Origin of the sequence: Algoriphagus sp. (assembly GCF_046296635.1) — a bacterium.
GTDB lineage: Bacteria > Bacteroidota > Bacteroidia > Cytophagales > Cyclobacteriaceae > Algoriphagus.
The window spans coordinates 195,938-215,394 of sequence record NZ_JBKBKZ010000002.1; the positions used below are offsets into that span (position 1 = coordinate 195,938).

22 protein-coding genes are annotated in these 19,457 nt (G+C 40.9%); 7 read left to right on the top strand and 15 right to left on the bottom strand.

Annotated features, from left to right (window positions below; genetic code table 11):
• The first annotated feature begins 103 nt into the window (after window positions 1–103).
• Complete coding sequence (locus ACK4HU_RS02995; protein ID WP_409803362.1) at window positions 104–1,738, top strand: S8 family peptidase; 1,635 nt, start codon at window positions 104–106, stop codon at window positions 1,736–1,738.
• A gap of 72 nt (window positions 1,739–1,810) precedes the next feature.
• Here the strand turns inward: ACK4HU_RS02995 and rpiB are convergent, their stop codons facing one another.
• The 3 genes from rpiB to glyA are packed head-to-tail and all read right to left on the bottom strand — an operon-like array spanning window position 1,811 to window position 4,394.
• Window positions 1,811–2,248: a ribose 5-phosphate isomerase B gene (gene rpiB, locus ACK4HU_RS03000; RefSeq protein ID WP_409803363.1), complete on the bottom strand. Its 438-nt coding sequence runs from the start codon at window positions 2,246–2,248 to the stop codon at window positions 1,811–1,813.
• 3 nt (window positions 2,249–2,251) lie between these two features.
• A complete protein-coding gene (tatC, locus tag ACK4HU_RS03005) occupies window positions 2,252–3,109 on the bottom strand; it encodes a twin-arginine translocase subunit TatC (RefSeq protein WP_409803364.1) in 858 nt (285 codons plus the stop codon).
• 16 nt (window positions 3,110–3,125) lie between these two features.
• Window positions 3,126–4,394 carry a serine hydroxymethyltransferase gene (glyA, locus tag ACK4HU_RS03010; protein ID WP_409803365.1) on the bottom strand — a complete coding sequence of 423 codons (1,269 nt, stop codon included), beginning with the start codon at window positions 4,392–4,394 and terminating at the stop codon, window positions 3,126–3,128.
• Window positions 4,395–4,697: 303 nt separating this feature from the next.
• On the opposite strand from glyA, the gene ACK4HU_RS03015 reads away from it, so the two are divergent.
• Window positions 4,698–5,072 (top strand): UDP-glucuronosyltransferase, encoded by a 375-nt coding sequence (locus ACK4HU_RS03015; protein ID WP_409803366.1) that lies wholly within the window; start codon window positions 4,698–4,700, stop codon window positions 5,070–5,072.
• Here the strand turns inward: ACK4HU_RS03015 and ACK4HU_RS03020 are convergent.
• A complete protein-coding gene (locus tag ACK4HU_RS03020; RefSeq protein ID WP_409803367.1) occupies window positions 5,069–5,347 on the bottom strand; it encodes a hypothetical protein in 279 nt (92 codons plus the stop codon). The two genes, ACK4HU_RS03015 and ACK4HU_RS03020, sit on opposite strands and share 4 nt — an antisense overlap.
• 53 nt (window positions 5,348–5,400) lie before the next feature.
• On the opposite strand from ACK4HU_RS03020, the gene ACK4HU_RS03025 reads away from it, so the two are divergent.
• The 5 genes from ACK4HU_RS03025 to ACK4HU_RS03045 all read left to right on the top strand — a co-directional run bounded on the left by ACK4HU_RS03025 (window position 5,401) and on the right by ACK4HU_RS03045 (window position 9,191).
• Entirely contained in the window at window positions 5,401–6,309 is a 909-nt protein-coding gene (locus tag ACK4HU_RS03025) for an AEC family transporter (RefSeq protein WP_409803368.1), read from the top strand.
• Between the two features lie 108 nt (window positions 6,310–6,417).
• Entirely contained in the window at window positions 6,418–7,035 is a 618-nt protein-coding gene (locus ACK4HU_RS03030) for a TetR/AcrR family transcriptional regulator (RefSeq protein WP_409803369.1), read from the top strand.
• Window positions 7,036–7,149: 114 nt separating this feature from the next.
• Window positions 7,150–7,587, top strand: a complete 438-nt coding sequence (locus ACK4HU_RS03035; RefSeq protein ID WP_409803370.1) for a DUF2147 domain-containing protein — start codon at window positions 7,150–7,152, stop codon at window positions 7,585–7,587.
• Window positions 7,588–7,600: 13 nt separating this feature from the next.
• Entirely contained in the window at window positions 7,601–8,380 is a 780-nt protein-coding gene (locus ACK4HU_RS03040; RefSeq protein WP_409803371.1) for an SDR family NAD(P)-dependent oxidoreductase, read from the top strand.
• Between the two features lie 4 nt (window positions 8,381–8,384).
• Window positions 8,385–9,191 (top strand): hypothetical protein, encoded by an 807-nt coding sequence (locus ACK4HU_RS03045; protein ID WP_409803372.1) that lies wholly within the window; start codon window positions 8,385–8,387, stop codon window positions 9,189–9,191.
• Here the strand turns inward: ACK4HU_RS03045 and ACK4HU_RS03050 are convergent, their stop codons facing one another.
• From ACK4HU_RS03050 to ACK4HU_RS03100, 11 genes are all read right to left on the bottom strand, one after another.
• A complete protein-coding gene (locus ACK4HU_RS03050; protein ID WP_409803373.1) occupies window positions 9,192–9,995 on the bottom strand; it encodes an inositol monophosphatase family protein in 804 nt (267 codons plus the stop codon).
• Between the two features lie 105 nt (window positions 9,996–10,100).
• Window positions 10,101–10,805 carry a 16S rRNA (cytidine(1402)-2'-O)-methyltransferase gene (gene rsmI / locus ACK4HU_RS03055; RefSeq protein ID WP_409803374.1) on the bottom strand — a complete coding sequence of 235 codons (705 nt, stop codon included), beginning with the start codon at window positions 10,803–10,805 and terminating at the stop codon, window positions 10,101–10,103.
• On the bottom strand, window positions 10,802–11,035 hold the full coding sequence (locus ACK4HU_RS03060; RefSeq protein WP_409803375.1) for a 4a-hydroxytetrahydrobiopterin dehydratase: 234 nt from the start codon (window positions 11,033–11,035) through the stop codon (window positions 10,802–10,804). The genes rsmI and ACK4HU_RS03060 overlap by 4 nt, the downstream gene beginning before the upstream one ends.
• Before the next feature lie 12 nt (window positions 11,036–11,047).
• Complete coding sequence (locus ACK4HU_RS03065) at window positions 11,048–11,314, bottom strand: DUF493 domain-containing protein (protein WP_409803376.1); 267 nt, start codon at window positions 11,312–11,314, stop codon at window positions 11,048–11,050.
• Window positions 11,315–11,604: 290 nt separating this feature from the next.
• Window positions 11,605–13,713: a SurA N-terminal domain-containing protein gene (locus ACK4HU_RS03070; protein WP_409803377.1), complete on the bottom strand. Its 2,109-nt coding sequence runs from the start codon at window positions 13,711–13,713 to the stop codon at window positions 11,605–11,607.
• A gap of 90 nt (window positions 13,714–13,803) precedes the next feature.
• Window positions 13,804–15,081, bottom strand: coding sequence for a hemolysin family protein (locus ACK4HU_RS03075; RefSeq protein ID WP_409803378.1), 1,278 nt, complete (start codon window positions 15,079–15,081; stop codon window positions 13,804–13,806).
• Window positions 15,082–15,193: 112 nt separating this feature from the next.
• The gene (locus ACK4HU_RS03080; protein ID WP_409803379.1) at window positions 15,194–15,406 is read right to left on the bottom strand and encodes a hypothetical protein; all 213 of its coding nucleotides are present in this window, start codon (window positions 15,404–15,406) and stop codon (window positions 15,194–15,196) included.
• On the bottom strand, window positions 15,403–15,948 hold the full coding sequence (gene lptC, locus ACK4HU_RS03085; RefSeq protein ID WP_409803380.1) for an LPS export ABC transporter periplasmic protein LptC: 546 nt from the start codon (window positions 15,946–15,948) through the stop codon (window positions 15,403–15,405). Before lptC ends, ACK4HU_RS03080 begins: the two co-directional genes overlap by 4 nt.
• Before the next feature lie 85 nt (window positions 15,949–16,033).
• A complete protein-coding gene (locus ACK4HU_RS03090) occupies window positions 16,034–17,335 on the bottom strand; it encodes a hypothetical protein (RefSeq protein ID WP_409803381.1) in 1,302 nt (433 codons plus the stop codon).
• A gap of 99 nt (window positions 17,336–17,434) precedes the next feature.
• Complete coding sequence (locus ACK4HU_RS03095) at window positions 17,435–18,718, bottom strand: hypothetical protein (protein WP_409803382.1); 1,284 nt, start codon at window positions 18,716–18,718, stop codon at window positions 17,435–17,437.
• Window positions 18,708–19,421, bottom strand: coding sequence for a type III pantothenate kinase (locus tag ACK4HU_RS03100; protein ID WP_409803383.1), 714 nt, complete (start codon window positions 19,419–19,421; stop codon window positions 18,708–18,710). The genes ACK4HU_RS03095 and ACK4HU_RS03100 overlap by 11 nt, the downstream gene beginning before the upstream one ends.
• Between the last annotated feature and the right edge of the window lie 36 nt (window positions 19,422–19,457).

Consider the following 19,457-nt stretch of genomic DNA (forward strand, 5'->3'; position numbering starts at 1 on the left):
TGGCACTATTTCTAAACCCCATCCTATCATAGCACGATACTGGCTTTACCAATTTTAACATTACATCCTTTATTCTTCTTCTGTACCAAATTACCTTTATCAAATGAATAAACCCTTGTTTAAATCACTAGCCAGCTTAAGTATTGGACTGCTAGTAATGGGTTGCAGCACCTCAGCTGTAATTACCGCTCCCCCGATTTCCTACACTAATATTTCACCCAGAATCTCCGAACTGTCTGTTTCCGACACCAAGCGTTGGGGCCATTTGGATTTGATAAGGGACACCATTCCAGGCATGAGTGTGGATCGGGCTTATAATGAGCTTTTGAAAAAGAGAAAAGGTCAAACAGTCGTCGTAGGAGTAATCGACTCAGGAATAGATCTCAATCATGAAGATATCAAGGATGTCCTATGGGTAAATCCAGGAGAAAAGCCGGGGGACGGAATTGACAACGACGGCAACGGCTATATCGATGATATTCATGGGTTTAATTTCTTAGGTGAATCCTATCATGAACAGATGGAAATCGCCCGAATCATCCGGCTTAAAATCGGAACTGAAACTTATCAGGCGGCAGCTAAAGCAGCATTAGACTCCAAACTTCCGGAAGCTAAAGAGGGACTGCCTCAACTGCAGCAAATAGAGCAGTTTGTAAGCATGGCTCATCAAAACATCCAAAAGGAGTTAGGAAAAGAGTATTATTCCATTGAAGATTTAGAAAAATATTCTCCAAAAACACCTCAGGAAGAGCAACTCGTAGGAGTTTTGATTCAGGTGATGGGAATGGGTCAGGATATTCCTACTGCACTTGCCGATCTCAATCAGGGGATCAACTACTACCAAGGACAAGTAGATTATCATCTGAATGTCGATTTTGATGGACGAAAGCCAGTGGGTGATAATCCCTATGACTTCAATGACCGAAAATACGGAAATGGGAATCCAAATATTCGTGATTCCAAGGAAAGTCATGGAACTCATGTAGCAGGCATAATTGCGGCTACAAGAGGCAATCGAAAAGGAGTGGATGGCGTAGCCAAAAACGTCAAAATCATGAGCCTTCGTGCCGTACCTGATGGAGATGAATATGATAAAGATGTGGCTTTGGCTATCCGATATGCAGTGGACAACGGAGCTAAAGTCATCAATGCCAGTTTTGGCAAAGGGTTTTCCCCAAATGCAGAATGGGTGTATGAAGCCTTAATTTATGCGGCATCCAAGGATGTTTTATTTGTTCATGCTGCAGGAAATGACGGAGCAGATTTGGATGATCCCGAAAACCCCAATTTTCCAAATGATCACAAGCTCCGAAACTCTCCTGAAATTTCGGATAATGTCATCACAGTAGGCGCACTTTCCTCCAGCTTTGGCCCTGAGATGGTGGCGTCATTTTCAAATTATGGAAAGCTGAATGTGGATATTTTTGCGCCCGGTGACGGGATTTATTCATCCATGCCAAATAACGAATATGATTTTCAAGGAGGCACTTCTATGGCAGCACCGGCTGTAGCAGGAATGGCAGCAATGATCCGTTCTTACTATCCTGAGCTTACAGCAGTTCAGGTTAAATACATCATCATGAATTCAGGAATTGAACCTCAAATCAAAGTGATGATCGGTGGGCCTGAAGGTTCCGAAAAATCATTTGCTGAAATTTCCAAGTCAGGAAAAATTGCAAATCTGTACAACGCCATCATTCTAGCTGATCAAGTATCCCGCAGAGAAATCATTCTGTAAATAGAAATCTTACTATTACCAAAAAGGCCTCGGAAAATTGTTCCGAGGCCTTTTTTATGTGGTAAACAGATTTTAGCGACAAGCTATTTTATCTACTCGATTTTGGTGTCTTCCACCTTCAAAAGCCGTGTTAAGAAAGATCTCAGTTAGGCGTTCAGCATGCTCGTACGAAATAAATCGTGCAGGTAAAGCAATCACATTAGCATTATTGTGCTGACGGGAGAGGGCAGCGAGGTCCTCATTCCAACAAAGTGCTGCTCGGATTCCCTGATGTTTATTTGCAGTAATTGCTACTCCATTTCCACTTCCACAGATTACGATTCCCAGTTCAAATTCACCTTCTTCGATTGCCAAACACAAGGGGTGCACGTAGTCAGGATAATCCACTGAGGAGTCAGAAAAAGGCCCAAAGTCTTTCACTTCAAATCCAAGAGAGGTAAGTTTTTGAATCAATTTTCCCTTGTATTCAAATCCTGCGTGGTCACCTCCGATTGCAATTTTTTTAGCCATGATCTATTCTTCTTCAGTTGGATGATTTTTTAGGTATTCAGCTTCAGCTATGGCTCGCTTTTTCTCAAGTCTTTTTGCTATCGAGATCCCCACTTCATACAAGACCATGATTGGCATTGATATGAGCAATTGCGAAATCACATCCGGTGGAGTAATGATAGCTGACAGAACCAAAATCACCACAATGGAGTGCTTTCGATAAGCTTTCAACATTTTTGAAGTGACCAGACCTGACATGGACAAGAAATAAACCACTACTGGCAATTGGAACATAATCGCCGAAGCGAGAACCAACATCACCAATGTGCTCACGTAGGAGGTGATGTCAAATTCATTAAGAATGGTAGGATCCAATTGATAGTTTGACAAAAAATTAATAGAAAGCGGTGCCAATACGTAATAGCCGAAAGCCGCACCCAGCAAAAAGAGAAAACTTACGAAGAAGACCGCACCTCTAGCTGCATTTTTTTCTTTATCATAAAGACCCGGACTGATAAATCGCCAAAACTCCCAAAATACATAGGGAAAAGCTGCAATGAATCCTACTATAAAGCTAGATGTCATGTGCATGGAAAACTGCCCTGTCATTTGACGGCTTTGAATCGTGAAAGGGAGTTCATCAATGCAGAGAGCAGGTACATCCAGCCAATTAGCTAAATCACAAAGCACACGGTAAGTAAAGAAATCTACTTTGGAAGGCCCAAGTATGAGCATCCCAAAAACGACACTCTTTGCCAAAAAGGCAATAACTGAAAAGATCAGAATAACCGCAACAGATCGAAGCAAGTGAAAGCGCAAGGCTTCCAAATGATCCAAAAACGACATTCCTTCTTCCTCTTCTTGAACTTGATCTAGGGCCACTTTGGTAATTCAGTAATTAGTATAAGGGAAATTGAACCATCCACGAATTGACTTCTTCCTTGATATCAGCAAGTGCAGTTGCGTCTGAATGGCTTTGCAATGCACGATCAATCAATTGGACGATTTTTCGCATATCGTCTTCTCTTAATCCTCGTGTAGTCACTGCGGCAGTTCCTACACGCATACCCGAAGTCACAAAAGGTGACTTGGTATCGAAAGGAACCATGTTTTTATTAATGGTGATGTCCACTTTGCCAAGGGTTTCCTCGGCAAGCTTTCCAGTAAGTTCTTTATTCCTCAGGTCGATGAGCATCATGTGATTGTCAGTGCCACCAGAAATAATCTGGTAACCGAGACTTACGAACTCTTCTGCCATGATGGATGCATTCTTTTTTACCTGAACTACATAGTGCATGTATTCGTCAGAAAGCGCTTCCTCGAAAGCAATGGCTTTCGCCGCGATGATATGCTCCAATGGACCTCCTTGGGTACCCGGAAATACACCCATATCCAAAAGTGCAGACATTTTTTTGATCTCTCCTTTTGGAGTGGTCAATCCCCAAGGATTATCAAAATCTTCCCTCATCAGGATCAAACCACCTCTTGGACCTCTGAGGGTCTTGTGAGTGGTAGTCGTCACAATATGACAATGCTCCAATGGGTCTTTCAACAGTCCTCTTGCTATGAGTCCAGATGGGTGTGAAATATCAGCCAACAAAAGTGCTCCTACTTCATCGGCGATTTCCCGAAGTCGCTCATAATCCCAATCTCTGGAATAAGCGGAAGCTCCACAGATGATCATTTTTGGTTTTACTTCGATAGCCTTTTCCTCGACTTTATCGTAATCGATCATTCCGGTTTCTTCCTCGACTCCGTAGAAATTGGCCTGATACAATTTACCTGAAAAGTTTACCGGAGATCCATGAGTCAAGTGCCCCCCATGGGAAAGGTCAAATCCTAAAATCGAATCCCCTGCTTTCAAACAAGCTAAAAATACAGCTGCATTTGCCTGCGCACCTGAATGGGGCTGAACATTAGCCCATGTCGCACCAAATAAAAGTTTGGCTCGATCGATGGCGATCTGCTCTATTTCATCTACTACTTCGCAGCCTCCATAGTACCGCTTACCTGGTAGACCTTCTGCATATTTATTCGTCAAGACGCTGCCTGCAGCTTCCATCACTTGTTTACTCGTGAAGTTTTCTGAAGCGATCAGTTCGATGCCTCTTTTTTGTCTGTCTTCTTCTCTGGCAATGAGGTCAAAAACAAGCGAATCTCTTTTCATAATCAGGAATTTGTAAGCAAAGTATGAACACCGGTGATCTTCCGGCTGTTTGAAAACGAGCCCAAAAATAGCCCGAAAGTCCCTATAATCCAATGTGGAAAAGCAGTTGAAAATCTGCTAGGTGATAAAGTTAAAAAGAAAGGATATTACAAACCTAAATAGAGCTGATTGTCAGCAAATTAACGTTTGCGTTTATAAAGATTCTGCACCAAAGAGAAATAAAATTTTTGCAATAATTTCAAAAGCTCGCCAGAATCTCATTTTCGATAAGCTCAGCTAAATTGTACTTCGTATTTTTATTGCATGTTTGATTTCAAATTTCAGCCTGAAAGCTACTTCACCTCAGAATCCAACGCTGTAACCCTAGTGCGGCTCCACTATCCGGAAAGCACTTGGGGTGAGCAAATCAGTATTTATGCTCACCTATTGGAAGGCAAAATCACGTTTGAGGTAATCGATTTTTACGGAAATGAATACTCGGTGTATCCAAGTAGCACTTGGGAGCCGCTTTCTTTTGAAGATATGATCTACTTGATCGAAGGCATGCAAGTCAATCAAGATGCGGCTGAGGGAAATATTCCCTTGGTATTGGATGGGATACCGGAAGCAGAAAGCGAGTTCTATCCCGAACTTATAAAATATTTTGATGAAAAACGGAAAAGTTTCGGCTTGGGTTAAAAATCCAACAGGGCATGTCTTTGTCCTGAAATCTGATCACTTTTAAACCAATATTCATACATATCAAAATCAAGGCAGTCGTTTAATTCCATTCCTTGAAAAATGACTTTTTTAAGGCAATCGACAGGAAGTATAGATTTTAAAGATTGGACTTGGTCTGAAGAAAGCTGTGAAAGCTGAATCCATTTTTTCCCCTCAATAAAAATTGGTATAAGTTTCGTCATAGCTATGAAATTAGAATGTCTAAAAGTATGCTGATATTCAGGGCTATACAAGAATTCCAAATTATTTCTATGTTAAATAAAAATAAGTTTCAACATATTCGGTAATGGCAGGATTGATTATCGCGTTAGCATGTCTGTTCTTAGGCATTTTCCTTAGAAAATTTCCAAATTTCCCCACAAACATAGCTTCAAGCTGGGTTCAGGCTTATTTGATCAACATTGTGTTGCCTGCTTTAGCCCTTCTTTATATCCCTGAGATCAAGCTTTCCTGGGAATTATTAATACCTGTTTCCGCTGCTTGGTTAACCTTTTTACTTTCTTGGTTACTTTTTGGAATTCTTGGAAGAAAATTCAACTGGGGCAAAAATACGACTGGTTGTCTGATCATCGTGGCTGGTTTGGCAAATACTTCATTTCTTGGCTTTCCTGTGATCGAAGGATTATATGGAAAAGAAGGATTACCCACAGCACTGCTTATTGATCAGGGAGGATCTTTTTTGATTGTATCCTCACTTTCGATTTTGGTGGGCTCGATCTATGGCAACCATAGTGAAAGCTTGGCTAAGGTTCCATTGAAAATTCTCAAATTTCCTCCTTTTGGCTTTCTTGTCGGGACATTGTTAATGAGCATGTTTGACCTCAAAACTCCAGAATTTCTCATTCCACTTCTCCAACTGATTGGTAAAACAATGCCACCCATGGCTCTTTTGGCGATAGGGTTAAAATTTTCTTTAGATCGAAGCTCATTGGCCTCACGCTTTTTCTGGTATGGATTGGGCTATCGCCTGATATTGGCACCGGCGGTCATATGGCTTATTTATAGAAATCTTCTTCCTGTAGATTCGCTGGATTTGAAAGTAACCGTGCTTGAAAGTGGCATGGCACCGATGATTACGGGCTCGATTGTCTCCATACAATTCGGACTTCAGCCTAAACTAGCGACATTGCTTTCAGGTCTTGGGATGCCGATTTCGGCAGTTAGCCTTTTGATTTGGTATTTTCTTTTGGGGTGAAAGTAAGGAGGAATAACACACTTTGTTACTCTCGATTTTTAAAATAATCCTAACAAAATTTGTTTTAATGAACGCTGTTCATTTTATTTGAACCAATAAAGATTTCAAATGGGAATATCTGAACGAAAGGCAAAAGAAAAAGAAGAACTCAAATCCCTGATCTTACAGGCAGCCAAAAGGCTTTTTGTGGAAAAAGGAATCGATCAGACCACCATTCGAAATATAGCCAATGCAATCGAGTACAGTGTAGGTACTGTCTATGTCTATTACAAAGACAAGAATGACATTCTTCACGACCTTCATTCTCAGGGCTTCAAGCAATTAGGAGGCGAAATGAAAGTTCTATTTAGTGTCGGAGATCCAATGGAGAGGCTCAAAGCTTTGGGCAGGGTATACCTTCAATTTGCCCTAGATAACCCTGATATGTATGACCTTATGTTTTCATTGAGAGGCCCTATGGACTTTTTGGAATCCATGCACAAGGAAGAATGGAATGAGGGTAAAGGCACATTTGAAGTCTTGAGGGCTACTGTATACCAATGTATGGAAGGCGGTCATTTCTCAGGACATAAACTCGAACCGTTATCCTTTGCTATATGGAGCACCGTGCATGGAATGGCCTCCCTTCACAACAGTCAGCGAGTCAAAGGGGTAAATTTTGAAGATCCGAATACCATCCTAATGAAGGCATATGAGGAGTTTGTAATGATCCTAGATCGGAGGTAAAAAAATTTATTGCATTAATGAACATTGTTCATATTTAGAACTTAATTCAATCTATCCTATTCTAAATTCAACTTATAAAAGAATCAACAGACACAAATTTTAAACTAATTAAACATGAGAAAGTCAAAATTATCTATCCTATTGATCCTTCTATTTTTAGCTGGTAATGTTCTAGCTCAAATCAATCAGACAAAAGAAGGTGACGCCATTCTGGGTGAATGGATCAATGCTGAAAAAGATGCCAAATTCCAGATCTATAAAGAAGCTGGACAATACTTTGGTAAAATAATCTGGGGAACCGGAGGTGAAACCAAAGACGTAAAAAACCCTGATCTAAGTTTAAGAAAAAGAGATCTGGTCGGGCTGGTCATACTTAACAATTTCATTTTCGAAGGAAGCAATAGCTGGAAAGATGGAACAATCTACAATCCAAAAGATGGAAAAACTTACTCCTGTAAACTCACGCTAAAGTCACCAAAAACGCTAGAAGTAAGAGGTTTTGTAGGAATATCCATGTTTGGGAAATCAGAAACTTGGTCAAAAATCAACTAAATCAAAAATAATCATGAATGAATACATTCTTATAACTGGCGCCTCTTCGGGGATTGGCTTTGAAATGACCCAACTTCTGGCTGCACAGAAGTTCAACTTAATCCTCGTCGCTCGAAGTGAGGATAAGTTGGAGAGCATGAGAAAGGCATTGACGGAAAAGTATCCAATTGACATCCGAATCATGCTTTATGATTTGTCTAATCCACACAATGCCCTCGAGCTATTTAATCAGGTAAAAGCTAAAAATCTGAGCGTTTCTCATTTGGTCAATAATGCGGGGTTCGGCGGATATGGAAATTTCCTCGAAACCTCCATGGATCTAGAACTGGGTATGATTAATCTTAACGTTAGTAGTCTCGTTATTTTAACTAAGCTATTTGCACAGGATATGGCTAAGCGAGAGTCAGGCAGAATCATGAATGTTGCTTCGCTATTGTCCTTTATTCCTTTCCCATACTACTCGGTGTATTCAGCCACCAAAACTTTTGTTTTGGCATTTTCAGAAACCATTGCAGCCGAACTGGATGGAACTGGTGTCGTAGTGTCCGCCCTCTGCCCTGGAACTGTAGAAACACCTTTCCACACCCCGGAAATGCGGAAAACCAATGCTATGAGCGCAAACAAACCCGTCCCCGCCAAAGATGTGGCCGCCGCAGGAGTCAAGCTACTTTTGAAGGGAAAAGGGAAGAAAATCGTTGGGTTCAACAATTGGTTTATCTCCAATCTGCCTAGGGTTACTCCTGATTTTCTCATGATGAAGATCAAAAAAAATCTTGCGAGCATTAAGATTTAAACCCATGCTAGAGTTTGCCTTACAAGTAAAATCCAGAAATGAGACCCTGTTTTATTTCGGTCTGCTTTGCTTAATAGCCGCCATGGTTTTTCTTTTCATGACAAAAGTCTCCTCAACGCAGGTGTATCAAGTCAATGCATGGTATAAACCCTTCAAATTCGCAATTTCTACTTTCACTTTTGCTTGGGCGATGGCTTGGTATTGCCATTATTTGCCATCTTTTAATATAAGTGTCTACAATTGGACTGTAGTGCTCTTATTGGGCTTTGAAATCACCTACATTGCCACGATGGCTGCACAGGGCAAGCCTTCGCATTTTAATGTCAGTCATCCATTTTTTTCGATGATGTTTTCATTGATGGCACTGGCCGCCACAGTGGTCACATTATATACGGCTTATGTCGGCCTATTATTCTTCATAAATGATTTCCCAGCACTTCCAAATCACTACCTCTGGGCAATACGAATAGGGATTTTGCTTTTCGTGGCTTTTTCTTTTGAAGGTTTTCTCATGGGAGGAATAATGAGTCACTCTGTAGGTCTGGATAATGACAATTCCAATCTGTTCATTTTAGGCTGGAGTAAGATTGTGGGAGATTTACGAGTCGCTCACTTTATTGGAATGCATGCTTTACAAGTTTTACCAGTTCTTTCCTTTTTTCTTCTAAGAAATACAAAATTAACGCTCTGGGTAGGTTTACTATACGGAGCTCTTGCTCTTTTCACACTGATCCAAGCCTTAAATGGAAAACCATTTTTGAGCGGAAAAATAACTTCTAATCAAACTTCGCCCTTTAAGAGAAACTCATGACTAGGCCCAAGATTCAGCCAAGACCTCCATAAAATCCTGATGGATTTTTCCGTTGCTAGCCACGATTTTTCTCCCGAAAACAAAATCATTCCCTCCATCAAAATCAGTCACAGATCCACCGGCTTCTTTCACAATCAATGCTCCTGCTGCTACATCATAGGAATTGAGATTGTATTCAAAAAACCCCTCTGTCCGACCTGAGGCTACATAGCAAAGATCTACAGCTGCGGAACCGAATCTCCGCAAGCCATGGGTTTTTTGCATTAAAGATTTCATTGTTGCCAGGTATTTGTCGATCAATTCGAAATTATAATATGGAAAGCCTGTAGCAATCAATGATGCCGCAAGGGATGGGGCCTCACTGACTTTAATACGGGTATCGTTGCAAAAGGCACCTCCACCTTTCATGGCATAAAAGCATTCATGACGATTGACCTCATACACCACACCTAAAATAAGATCATCTCTTTCCATCAGAGCGATACTTACGGAAAATACCGGGATATTATGGATAAAGTTGGTTGTCCCATCAAGCGGGTCGATTACCCAATTATAAATTTCCCCTTGAGTGGAGTTTGTTCCTTCCTCTGTGATGAAGCCAGCCTCTGGAAAAATGATGCTAAGTCGGTCCACAATCTGACGCTCTGCTTCTTTATCCACATAAGACACGAGGTCATTAAAGCCCTTATGCTCCACCTTCTTCACATCAAAATGCTGTCTTTCCTTTCTTATAAACGAACCGACCTCTTTGGCAATTTCTTGAGTTTGTTCCAGTAACAAAGTGAGCTTTTCTTGGGTAATCATGAGAATGGGTAGTGGGTTAGAAAGTGATTCTATCTCAAAAATAGAATTTTTGATTAATTAATTAATTGAAAACAAAACTTGGTTAATAAATTTCATAAAAATCGATTATTCCTTTGCTTCCCGTTTTTCACTCTTTCCAGCGACAACAAGTACAATTTCCCCTTTTTGAGGATGAGTTTGATAATACTCAATCAGTTCGGCTAGGGTTCCACGCACATTTTCTTCATGGAGTTTGGTAAGTTCTCTGGAAACGCAAGCATGCCGGGAAGGTCCAAAAGCTTCCGAAAGTTGCTCCAAAGTCTTCATTAGCCGATGGGTGGATTCATAGAGGATGATTGTCCGAGTTTCCTCCACTAAGGATTCGATTCGTGTTTTTCGACCCTTTTTATGTGGTAAAAACCCTTCAAACACGAAACGGTCATTTGGAAGACCGCTATTGACTAATGCCGGAACAAAGGCGGTAGGACCAGGCAGACATTGCACTTCAAGTCCGGCAGCAAGAACTTCCCGTACAAGCAAAAATCCAGGGTCAGAGATAGCGGGAGTACCCGCATCACTCACCAAGGCGAAGATTTCTCCTCTTTTCATGCGTTCGACCAGTTTCTCTGCGGCCTTATGCTCATTGAAAATATGATAGCTCTGCAAAGGCTTGGATATTTCAAGGTGTTTGAGCAAAATTCCACTGGTTCGGGTGTCCTCAGCCAAGATCACATCCACTGCCTTTAGTATTTCTATGGCTCTAAGTGTGATATCTTTCAGATTCCCAATCGGGGTTGGCACCAAATAAAGACTGATAGGGGTTTCATTCATTCTTGAATTTTATTGATTGCTTTGGCCAATTTACGATCTTTTTCGGTCACAGTATTTCCTTCATCGTGTGTAGTGAGCTCGATCTCTACCGTATTATACACATTGGACCAATTGGGGTGATGATTGTGTTTTTCAGCTAAAAAGGCGACCCGAGTCATAAAAGCAAAGGCCTCCTGAAAGTCAGAAAATTTAAAAGTTTTGGTCAGTTTATTATTTTTCTCAACCCACATATTTTCTATTGATTAAAGTGAAATTACTCCTTCAATTGCTGAAGCGCGCTCATAAATGCCTATTATCTGATCTGCACTGTCCATCATAGCTTGAATCGTGGCACTCACATATTTTCCTCCTGAACTAGCCTTAAGTGACATTTCATTTTTTGGAAATAATGCGCCAACCTCAAATTCCTTTCCCATTGGTACAATGAATTTGAACATATACAACATCGGAAATTCTCCTGAGGACTCAAGTTTTTCTTTGAACGATGCGCTATCAAACTTACTATTCATAATCAAACTTACTTCTTTATATTAAGTAATGGAATCACATAAAAAAACCCATGCCTTTCGACATGGGTTCCTTTTGGTTGAATATTTTTAATTTATTTACGCTACTTTGATAGTAGATCAAAACGATTTATGGGAATTGGCTCAAATTCTTATTTTCAAGCCCTCTTCGCCTGCGCGCCGTGGCGTGGTCTTCGGTCTCCGGTCACTTGTGCTGAGCGTAGCCGAAGCATCCAGCTCCAACCTGTGGAAAACTTGCCTACTGTCAGAACAGCGTATAATCAGATTATTTCTTAATAATACTTGTATCTGTAATCCTTCACATCTGCCAAGTCCTGCAACGCCATCATGATTTGATAGGTCATTCGCTGAGAACCTGATTGACTCATTTGTGCTTGATAAGAGGTATAATCCCCAATTTCAGAAGCAGGTGTCAAGTTATTGACCCTTCCTACTAATACCCCGATATCTTCACGCACCGGCTTGGTGATTTGTCCTGAAGCAGTAAGGCCAAAAATAGACCCTACAGCTCTTGGTGCAAATCCAATACCCGGTATCACTGAAGCGCTCAATCGCAGGTCAGGAACTTCATTGATGGATGCATCGGCAAAAACCGCTTTCATTTCTTCTAAAGTTGTCTTTCCAGCAAGCTTTTCAGTAATCATTGCTGCTTTCTTCTCATTACGAACCTGCTGCTCCACTTGCTCTCTTACATCCTCAAGTTTTGCTTTTCCTTTTTCTTTTCTGGTTACAATAGTTGCAACTACATAAGAATTGTCGAGTTCAAAAACCTTTGAAACTTTACCTTGGGAACCTTCTCCAAATGCCCAAATGATCACTTCACGGGCGTTTTGAAGGTTATTAAGATTTCTTGAGGTAGCATCTACATTATTTGCCTGAAGAATTCTGTATCCTTTTTCGGTCGCATTTTTAGTGAATTCATTTCTGTTGCCACTTTCTGCAGCGAAAGAATCAGCATTTCTGAATGCCTCATTTCTAGTGCCATCAGATGCTACCAACTCCACCTCAAGGGTTGCAAGTTTGGTGTATTTTGAATTCGGAAGCTCGGTGACTTCAATGATATGGTAGCCATACTCAGTCTCAACTAAGTTTGGCAAAAGACCAGCAGATTTAGCTGCATAAGTTGCGGTAGCAAAAGGCTCAACGAAATCATCTTTCGCAAACCAACCTAAATCACCGCCATTTTGTGCGGTACCATCCTGTCCGTATTGACTGGCCGCTACCGCAAAGTTTCCATTGGCTTTGATGTCAGCTAGTACAACCTCGGCTTGTGCTTTCACTGCGGCCTTACCGGCTTCATCTCTACCATCTGTACTAAACAGGATATGCGAAGCTCTCATTCGAGGGGTTCCATTATACTGATCAGTGACTTTATAGGTCACATATGTAGAGTTGGCTGTGACATAAGGACCGTAGGTTTGTCCTACTTGGAGCTCAGAGACATTAGAAGAAAGAATTGCAGGCAACGCATCACCCGGTCTGTAGGTAATGAATGGATTTTGGATTTCTGAGTTTCTGCTGACGAAAGCGGAATCTTCAGTCGTATTTCTCAATTCTTCAGTTAATGCATTGATGCTCGAAATTACTTCAGAAGAATCCTGACCACTTGGCAAAATGCTGAAAGAAACATATTCCAAGTTGGCTGTATTACCGATTTGAAATTTATCCTGATGCTTGCTCAGGTAGGAAGTCAGATCCTTTTCTTCGATTTTTACATCCCCATCAGGAATTACATAATAAGGAATGTAGAGAATAGAAGCATCTGCTATCGTATTAGCGGACTTATGCTCAAGCTTGGCTTCTGCAGTGGTGAAGTACTCCGAGGTAGCCAATAAGTTATCGTATTTGACCCGCTGTCTAGCCTGTGCAAATAATTGCTCTTGCTGAGCCCAACCAGCTTGCTGTGCAGGATCGGCGGTCTCTAATGTTTGGAGAAAGGATATGAGTTGGTTCTTGTCAAACTGACCAGTCTGTGGATTTATCAGTTGAGCTCTAAGCTCAGGCACGATATTTTTGCCCTGAACCATGTCTACAAGTTCAGCACTTGACACCGTGAGACCAAGCTTTTGGTACTCCTCGTCGAATACTCGCTCGACAATCATTGCTTGCCACGCTTGCTCTCTCACAGAAACCATTTCAGGCTCCGATGCTACACGTCCGGATCGCTGTTGAAACATTGCTTTGAATTCCTCTACTTTTAGAGAATACTCTTCAAGCGTGATTTCATCCCCTGCGATTTCCCCAACGATATTTTTATTGGAATTGAGAAGACTGCTATTAGGACTCAAGAGATCGCCCCCGAGAAGGAATAGAATTAACCCGCCTGCAATCACACCGATTGCAAGACCTGTCCGCTGTCTTATTTGTTTAATTAACGCCATTTTAAATACTACGCTTTTTAGAAGTGTCGCAAAATAATAGCATTAGGGGCGAAATTCAAAATTTACCCCAGAACAAAGTCAGGCTTGGTCTCAGTCTGATTCGTTGATTTTCAGTCGCACTGTCTCAATTCGGTGGGCCAACTTGGTCATAATTGTGAAAGTGTAACGCTCAAAAGTGACATGTTCTCCTTTGTTTGGAAGATTTTCTGTCAGCGATAAGATCAGTCCAGATAGGGTCTCAAAGTCTCCATACGGCAAATTCCAACCGAATTTATCATTTAAATAATCGATTTCATGTCGAGCGCTTAACAAATATTCACCTTCGCCTACTTTCTGTTCGATCAAATCGTGGTTGTCATATTCATCGTCGATTTCTCCAAAAATTTCTTCAATAATATCTTCCATCGATACGATTCCACTCGTTCCTCCAAACTCATCGACGACTAAAGCCAAACTTTTCCTTTCCTGAATAAACTGTATGAGAAGTTCATTTGCCAAGGCTGACTCAGGTGCGATAATGATAGGAGTCAAAATTTCTTCAATGGTTTTCGGCTTTCTGAAAAGCTCCAGTTGATGACAATACCCGATCACTTCATCAATAGTCTCCCGATAGACAATCACCTTGGAATGTCCACTTTCCTCAAATACTTTTTTCAATTCTTTTATAGAATCATCCACTTCTACGGAGACGATGTCGGTACGAGGAACCATGCATTCTCTCACTCGCACAGTTTTAAATTCAATCGCATTGTCAAAGATCTTGGAATCGATCTCCATCTTTTTGTGGTTGGAGTTTGCCTGACGAAAATGTTCCTTAATAAAAGCGTTCAGATCAGTAACTTTAAACACCGGCTTTTCTTCATTGTATTCCAGCCTAAGAACCTTGGTAATAAAAACTCTGGAAAGTCCCACGATCAACCATACGATGGGATACATTAAATAATAAATTCCAAAGAAGGGCAAAGCAAATAGCGAAAGCATGCTGTTGGGGTTCAGCATAAAAAAGCTTTTGGGAAGAAATTCTCCGGTAATCAACACCACAATGGTGGAAATAACAGTCTGGGAGAGTAAAACAACCACATCATTATTTAAGGATTCCGGAAGTAGATTTTTTAGCGGTTGCTCCAGAAGAAAGGCCATAAAAATACCATAAAGCACCAACATGATCGTATTCCCGATCAAAGTAGTCCCGATAAACTGTCCTGGCTTTTGGACGAATTGACTGAGAATCCGACCGCTCAATAATCCTTGCTTACTTTGAAGTTCTATTTGAAGTTTATTGGAGGAGATATAAGCAATCTCAATCCCTGAAAAGAATGCGGAGAAAAGCAGCGTAATGAGAACATAAATCAAATAGGTGGTATCCATTATGAGCGTTTCATATGATTATAATTGTTTTTTAGCGGTCATACCTGCTTGCCGGCAGGCAGGTGGAATGCCCTGAATAACCATTTCCCCGTGTGTTCCCGTACGGACGGGATCATGGGCGTTTCTTCTTTTGTTTTGGTTTGATATGTTCTTCATTTTCAGCGGACAGCGTCTTATTTCGACGAAGTTGAAACCAAAATAGCAAGCCTGCGGCAAACATAAAAATGAAGTAAGAACCCCCTATTCCCACGGTCATACTCTGATGAACTCCAATGATACTCAGGGCCAAAGCCAATGAAAGGATCAAGACATCAGCTAGCTTCATATTCCTTCTCCAGGTAAAAGAGTCCGACTGTCTCGCACCTCTTTCAGGGTGTAATTAGAAAAGCTGTCATCAGCTTCCATTCCTGTCCCATTGAATAATGTCTGCTTATCCTGAATCGTCACAAACTTGTCTGTATAAATTTTCTTTCCGGGCTGATCCCAAAAAATTTCTTCTGATTGAAGCTTTTGGTCTTTGAGAAAATTCTGGATTTGTACGTTCCCATCTCCGCGATAGAGATTTTCATTCTTCATGAAATATCCACGATCCGCACGCATCGTCGTCTCCAATTCACCATCTTTTGTGTAAAACTTAATTTCAATTCCTTCCGGAAATTCAATATTCCCATTGAGAAACTCGAGTTGCTTGGATGCTGTGATCTCTGAACGGATGATTGCTGAATCACTTTGGACCATAAAAATGTTAGTCGCTGAGTTGATGGGTCCATCATAGACTTTCAAGGCATCAGGATCTATACTTTCTCTGCAGGAAAAAATAACTGATCCAACCAGGACCTGAAGTACAAGGACACGAAGCTTAAACACGGCTCAAATATAATTGAATAGTACTAATTCACGCAAACGAAAAAAGGCAGCCCATTGGACTGCCTTTCTACATTATATATAATAGTTAATCTCTTGTAGCAAGGGTTACTGTCTCACCAATCCAGCATCCAGTGCTCATTGAAGCACCTGGCTGAAGACCTTCTGTGAACAATTCTTCCTTGGATGGAAATCTTGATCTTGCTTCTCCCATACCTTTTGAATCACCGGCTCTTTGGTATGCGGCGTATGCTGCAATGAAGATTGACTGATCTTTTGCTCTACTTTCTCCTCCTCTGCAATCATTGCTGGATGACATATATAAGTCTCCGATCAATGAGAAAGCAGAAGCAGTCAGTTCTGGGTTAAGGGTAGCAGCTTCTCTTGCTGCAGCTCTTGCCTGAGATTTTCTTCCGGACTGAGCGTGGATTTTTGCCAATTCCATTTGTACCTCACCTTTTTGCTTGTTGTTTTCTGCCAAAGTCAAGGCTTTTTCCAATACAGGCTGAGCTTTATCAAAATCTCTTGTTGACATGTATTTCATCGCTCTAACCTGAGAGGTAGCAAAGGTTGGATTCTTTGAGTCAATGAATTCCAATGCTGCCATAAAGGAATTGGAAGAATAACACTTGTACTGTACTGAATACTTGAAGATTTGATTCGCCAATTCCTCGTTAGTAGGATCAGCTGCAAGCTTAGGACCCATGGTGTTTTCGATGAATGCACAATCGATCAATTCCATATTTACCAAAACCTGCTCAAGTAGACTTCTTGAACTTGTTACATCTTTGCCTTCCTCTTCTGATTTATTCAGCAATCCATTAGCCATTTCATATTTTGCCAATACTTGCTCACCAGTGTAAGTCTTGTTGAAGGCGTTGTCTCTATAAATCAGATCAAAGTAAGCACCTACTAATTGAGGATTGATATTGCCATTAAGCTCAATCGCTTTTTCAAAATCTTTGATAACACCAGGGATTCTGGTCTTATCTCCTTTGAAGAATTGATAGCCGTAATAAGCTTTATTTTCCATCCACTTCTCTTGATTTTTGTAGATCTGTCCGCGTTTGTCATAAATCGCCATCACGCTGTCCTGATAGATCAATTTCTTAGCTGCATCAGTAGTGGCCTTTTGGGCACCTTCATATATCTTGACTCCATTGATATAAATGGATTCATTTAATTCAGGAGTATTTACAAGTAGCCAATGTAAAGGCTTGGTAGCTTCTACAAACTGATCCGACTTCATGTAGTCTGTGTAGGCTGCATTTAGCTCGCGAGCTTTCGCTTCTTGTACAGCATCGGCAGGCCAAGTCCAGCCGTCTTGTGCTTGAACCAACCCTGAGAGCAACATGGCCCCCATAACCATAAGTGTTGATTTGATTTTCATATTTAGTAAGGTTTTATTCGGTTTCTTTGGTTTGATTCCTTTGTTAGTACTGATATTACAAGTATTGGGCCTTGTTTTCTTTTGTTTTCTTAAAATATGTTATTCGAATACTCTCTTATAGAACCAGCTGTTATCATTAAGTGAAAAACCCAATGTGAAATTTACGTAATTTTCTCTAATTAAGCCTTGATCCAAGGTTCCTCTTTGACCAACTTTCAATGCAATATTCATCATTGATAACTGATTTAGATAAAGTGATGTTCCCAGATTTAATCCTATGTCATTGATATTGGTCTGATTAAGAAAATAAGGGGTCTGCATCCACTCCAATCCAATTCGATAAGTCCCGCGGTTGAGGATATTGTCGAATGATAAATAATTCGGTATTATCAGAAATCCAATTGACAATTTTTTGGCTGCCTGAAGGTCAAGTGGATCGCCAAAGAAATTTCGATATTCTGAAAAATCCTGGAATTGACCCTCGATACTGAACGCATATTTATTCACTTTCTCAAAAGTCACCCCCCCACCGATTCGATTTGGAATGTAAACGCTTCCCGGCAAATTGTTGGCAATTAGGTCTCCATCTGTATCGACCTTGCTAGCTTGGCCAATCCCTGCAAGTTTTGCAAATCCAGTTCCATTAACGTTGCCAAATTTCTGATAAATGGTGCCAAACTGAAGATTTGTTTTCTCCGAAGTCTTCACCAAATAGTGAGCCCCCAACTTGAAACCCACATCAGACACGGTCAATCTTTCATAATATTCTGATGGACTACCTACTTCCACTCCCTTGTCATCTGTAATCAGCAATTGATTGGATCGGATTGTAGAACCAAAAAGGTAGGAACCATGAAATCCAATGCTTAGGTTTTTTGCCAGCAGGTATCCAAAATTGAGGTAGGTCTCAGAAATTCCCCCGTCTCCCCGAAGAAAATTATTTGCTTTGAGGTCCGAATTGTCCACTTCGCTTTCTACTTGAAGGCGATAATTCACACTGGTAATTTGACCCAAACCCATGCCTGCGGTAAACTTTCCTGTTTTGACAGGAAATGAAAGTGCCAGGTAAGAAAGTCCTCCTCCATCAACATTGGAAGCATCGCTTCCATTGTTTACGTTGATCCGTTTATAGTTCAGCGCGGCTTGGAAATTAAAAATGGTATTGCGGGTGGTGAGGGCCGGATTTACATTGTTTACTTGCCAACCCGTACCATAGCTTATCCCCATACCTCCCATGCCTTGATTTTGAGTAAGTCCGGAGTTATTGAATTCTCCGATTCCTAGGGCACTGTAAGTGGAAACACTATTTTGTGCATTTACCTCTGACAATAATAAAAGGGTGCATAGCGCACCCAGCGACTTCAACCAGTTTTTACTCGACATTGTGGTTTAGAATACAATTCAATCCATGGAGGACTAAATTTGGGACTACAAATATGTGGTCTTTTACCAATGATTCAAAAGAAAGCGAATCACCTCCACAGATATATACCTTAATTTCAGGAATTTTAAGACGATAGGTCTCTATTTGACCTTTCAACTCATACTCTACTCCAAACCAAATTCCCGCTTGCATGCAGGTAATGGTGGAATCACCAGTTGGATTTTCAGGCTTTTGATCCAGTTCTACCAGAGGTAACCTAGCCGTGAAGGAATTCATAGCCTTGGCACGCATTTGCAACCCTGGGCTGATGGCACCTCCTCTATAGGTGGCTGATTCATCTACAAATTCAAAAGTGATACAACTGCCTAAGTCAATAGCTAAGACGGGATTCCTTCCTGCCAATTGCCAGGCACCAACTGCCGCAGCAATCCGATCCAAACCCAGTGTTTTGGGTGTTCCATAGTGATTAAGAATTGGTAAAATCGTGCTGTGATTTAGATATTGGAAGGGGAAAAAAAGTTTTTTGGCAATTTCTTCTTCAGAATATCTAACCGAACTGATCAGACACGCCTCGAAATCCAAAGTTTCCCAGAAAGTCAACGCTGTATCGAATTCCTCGAAAAAATGTTCTTCAATCAAATCATCAACTTCAAAAAGCGCTGATTTGATTCGAGTATTGCCAATGTCTATGACCAAATTCATTCCCTTGCAAATTAGACATTATTAAAAAGGAGACTT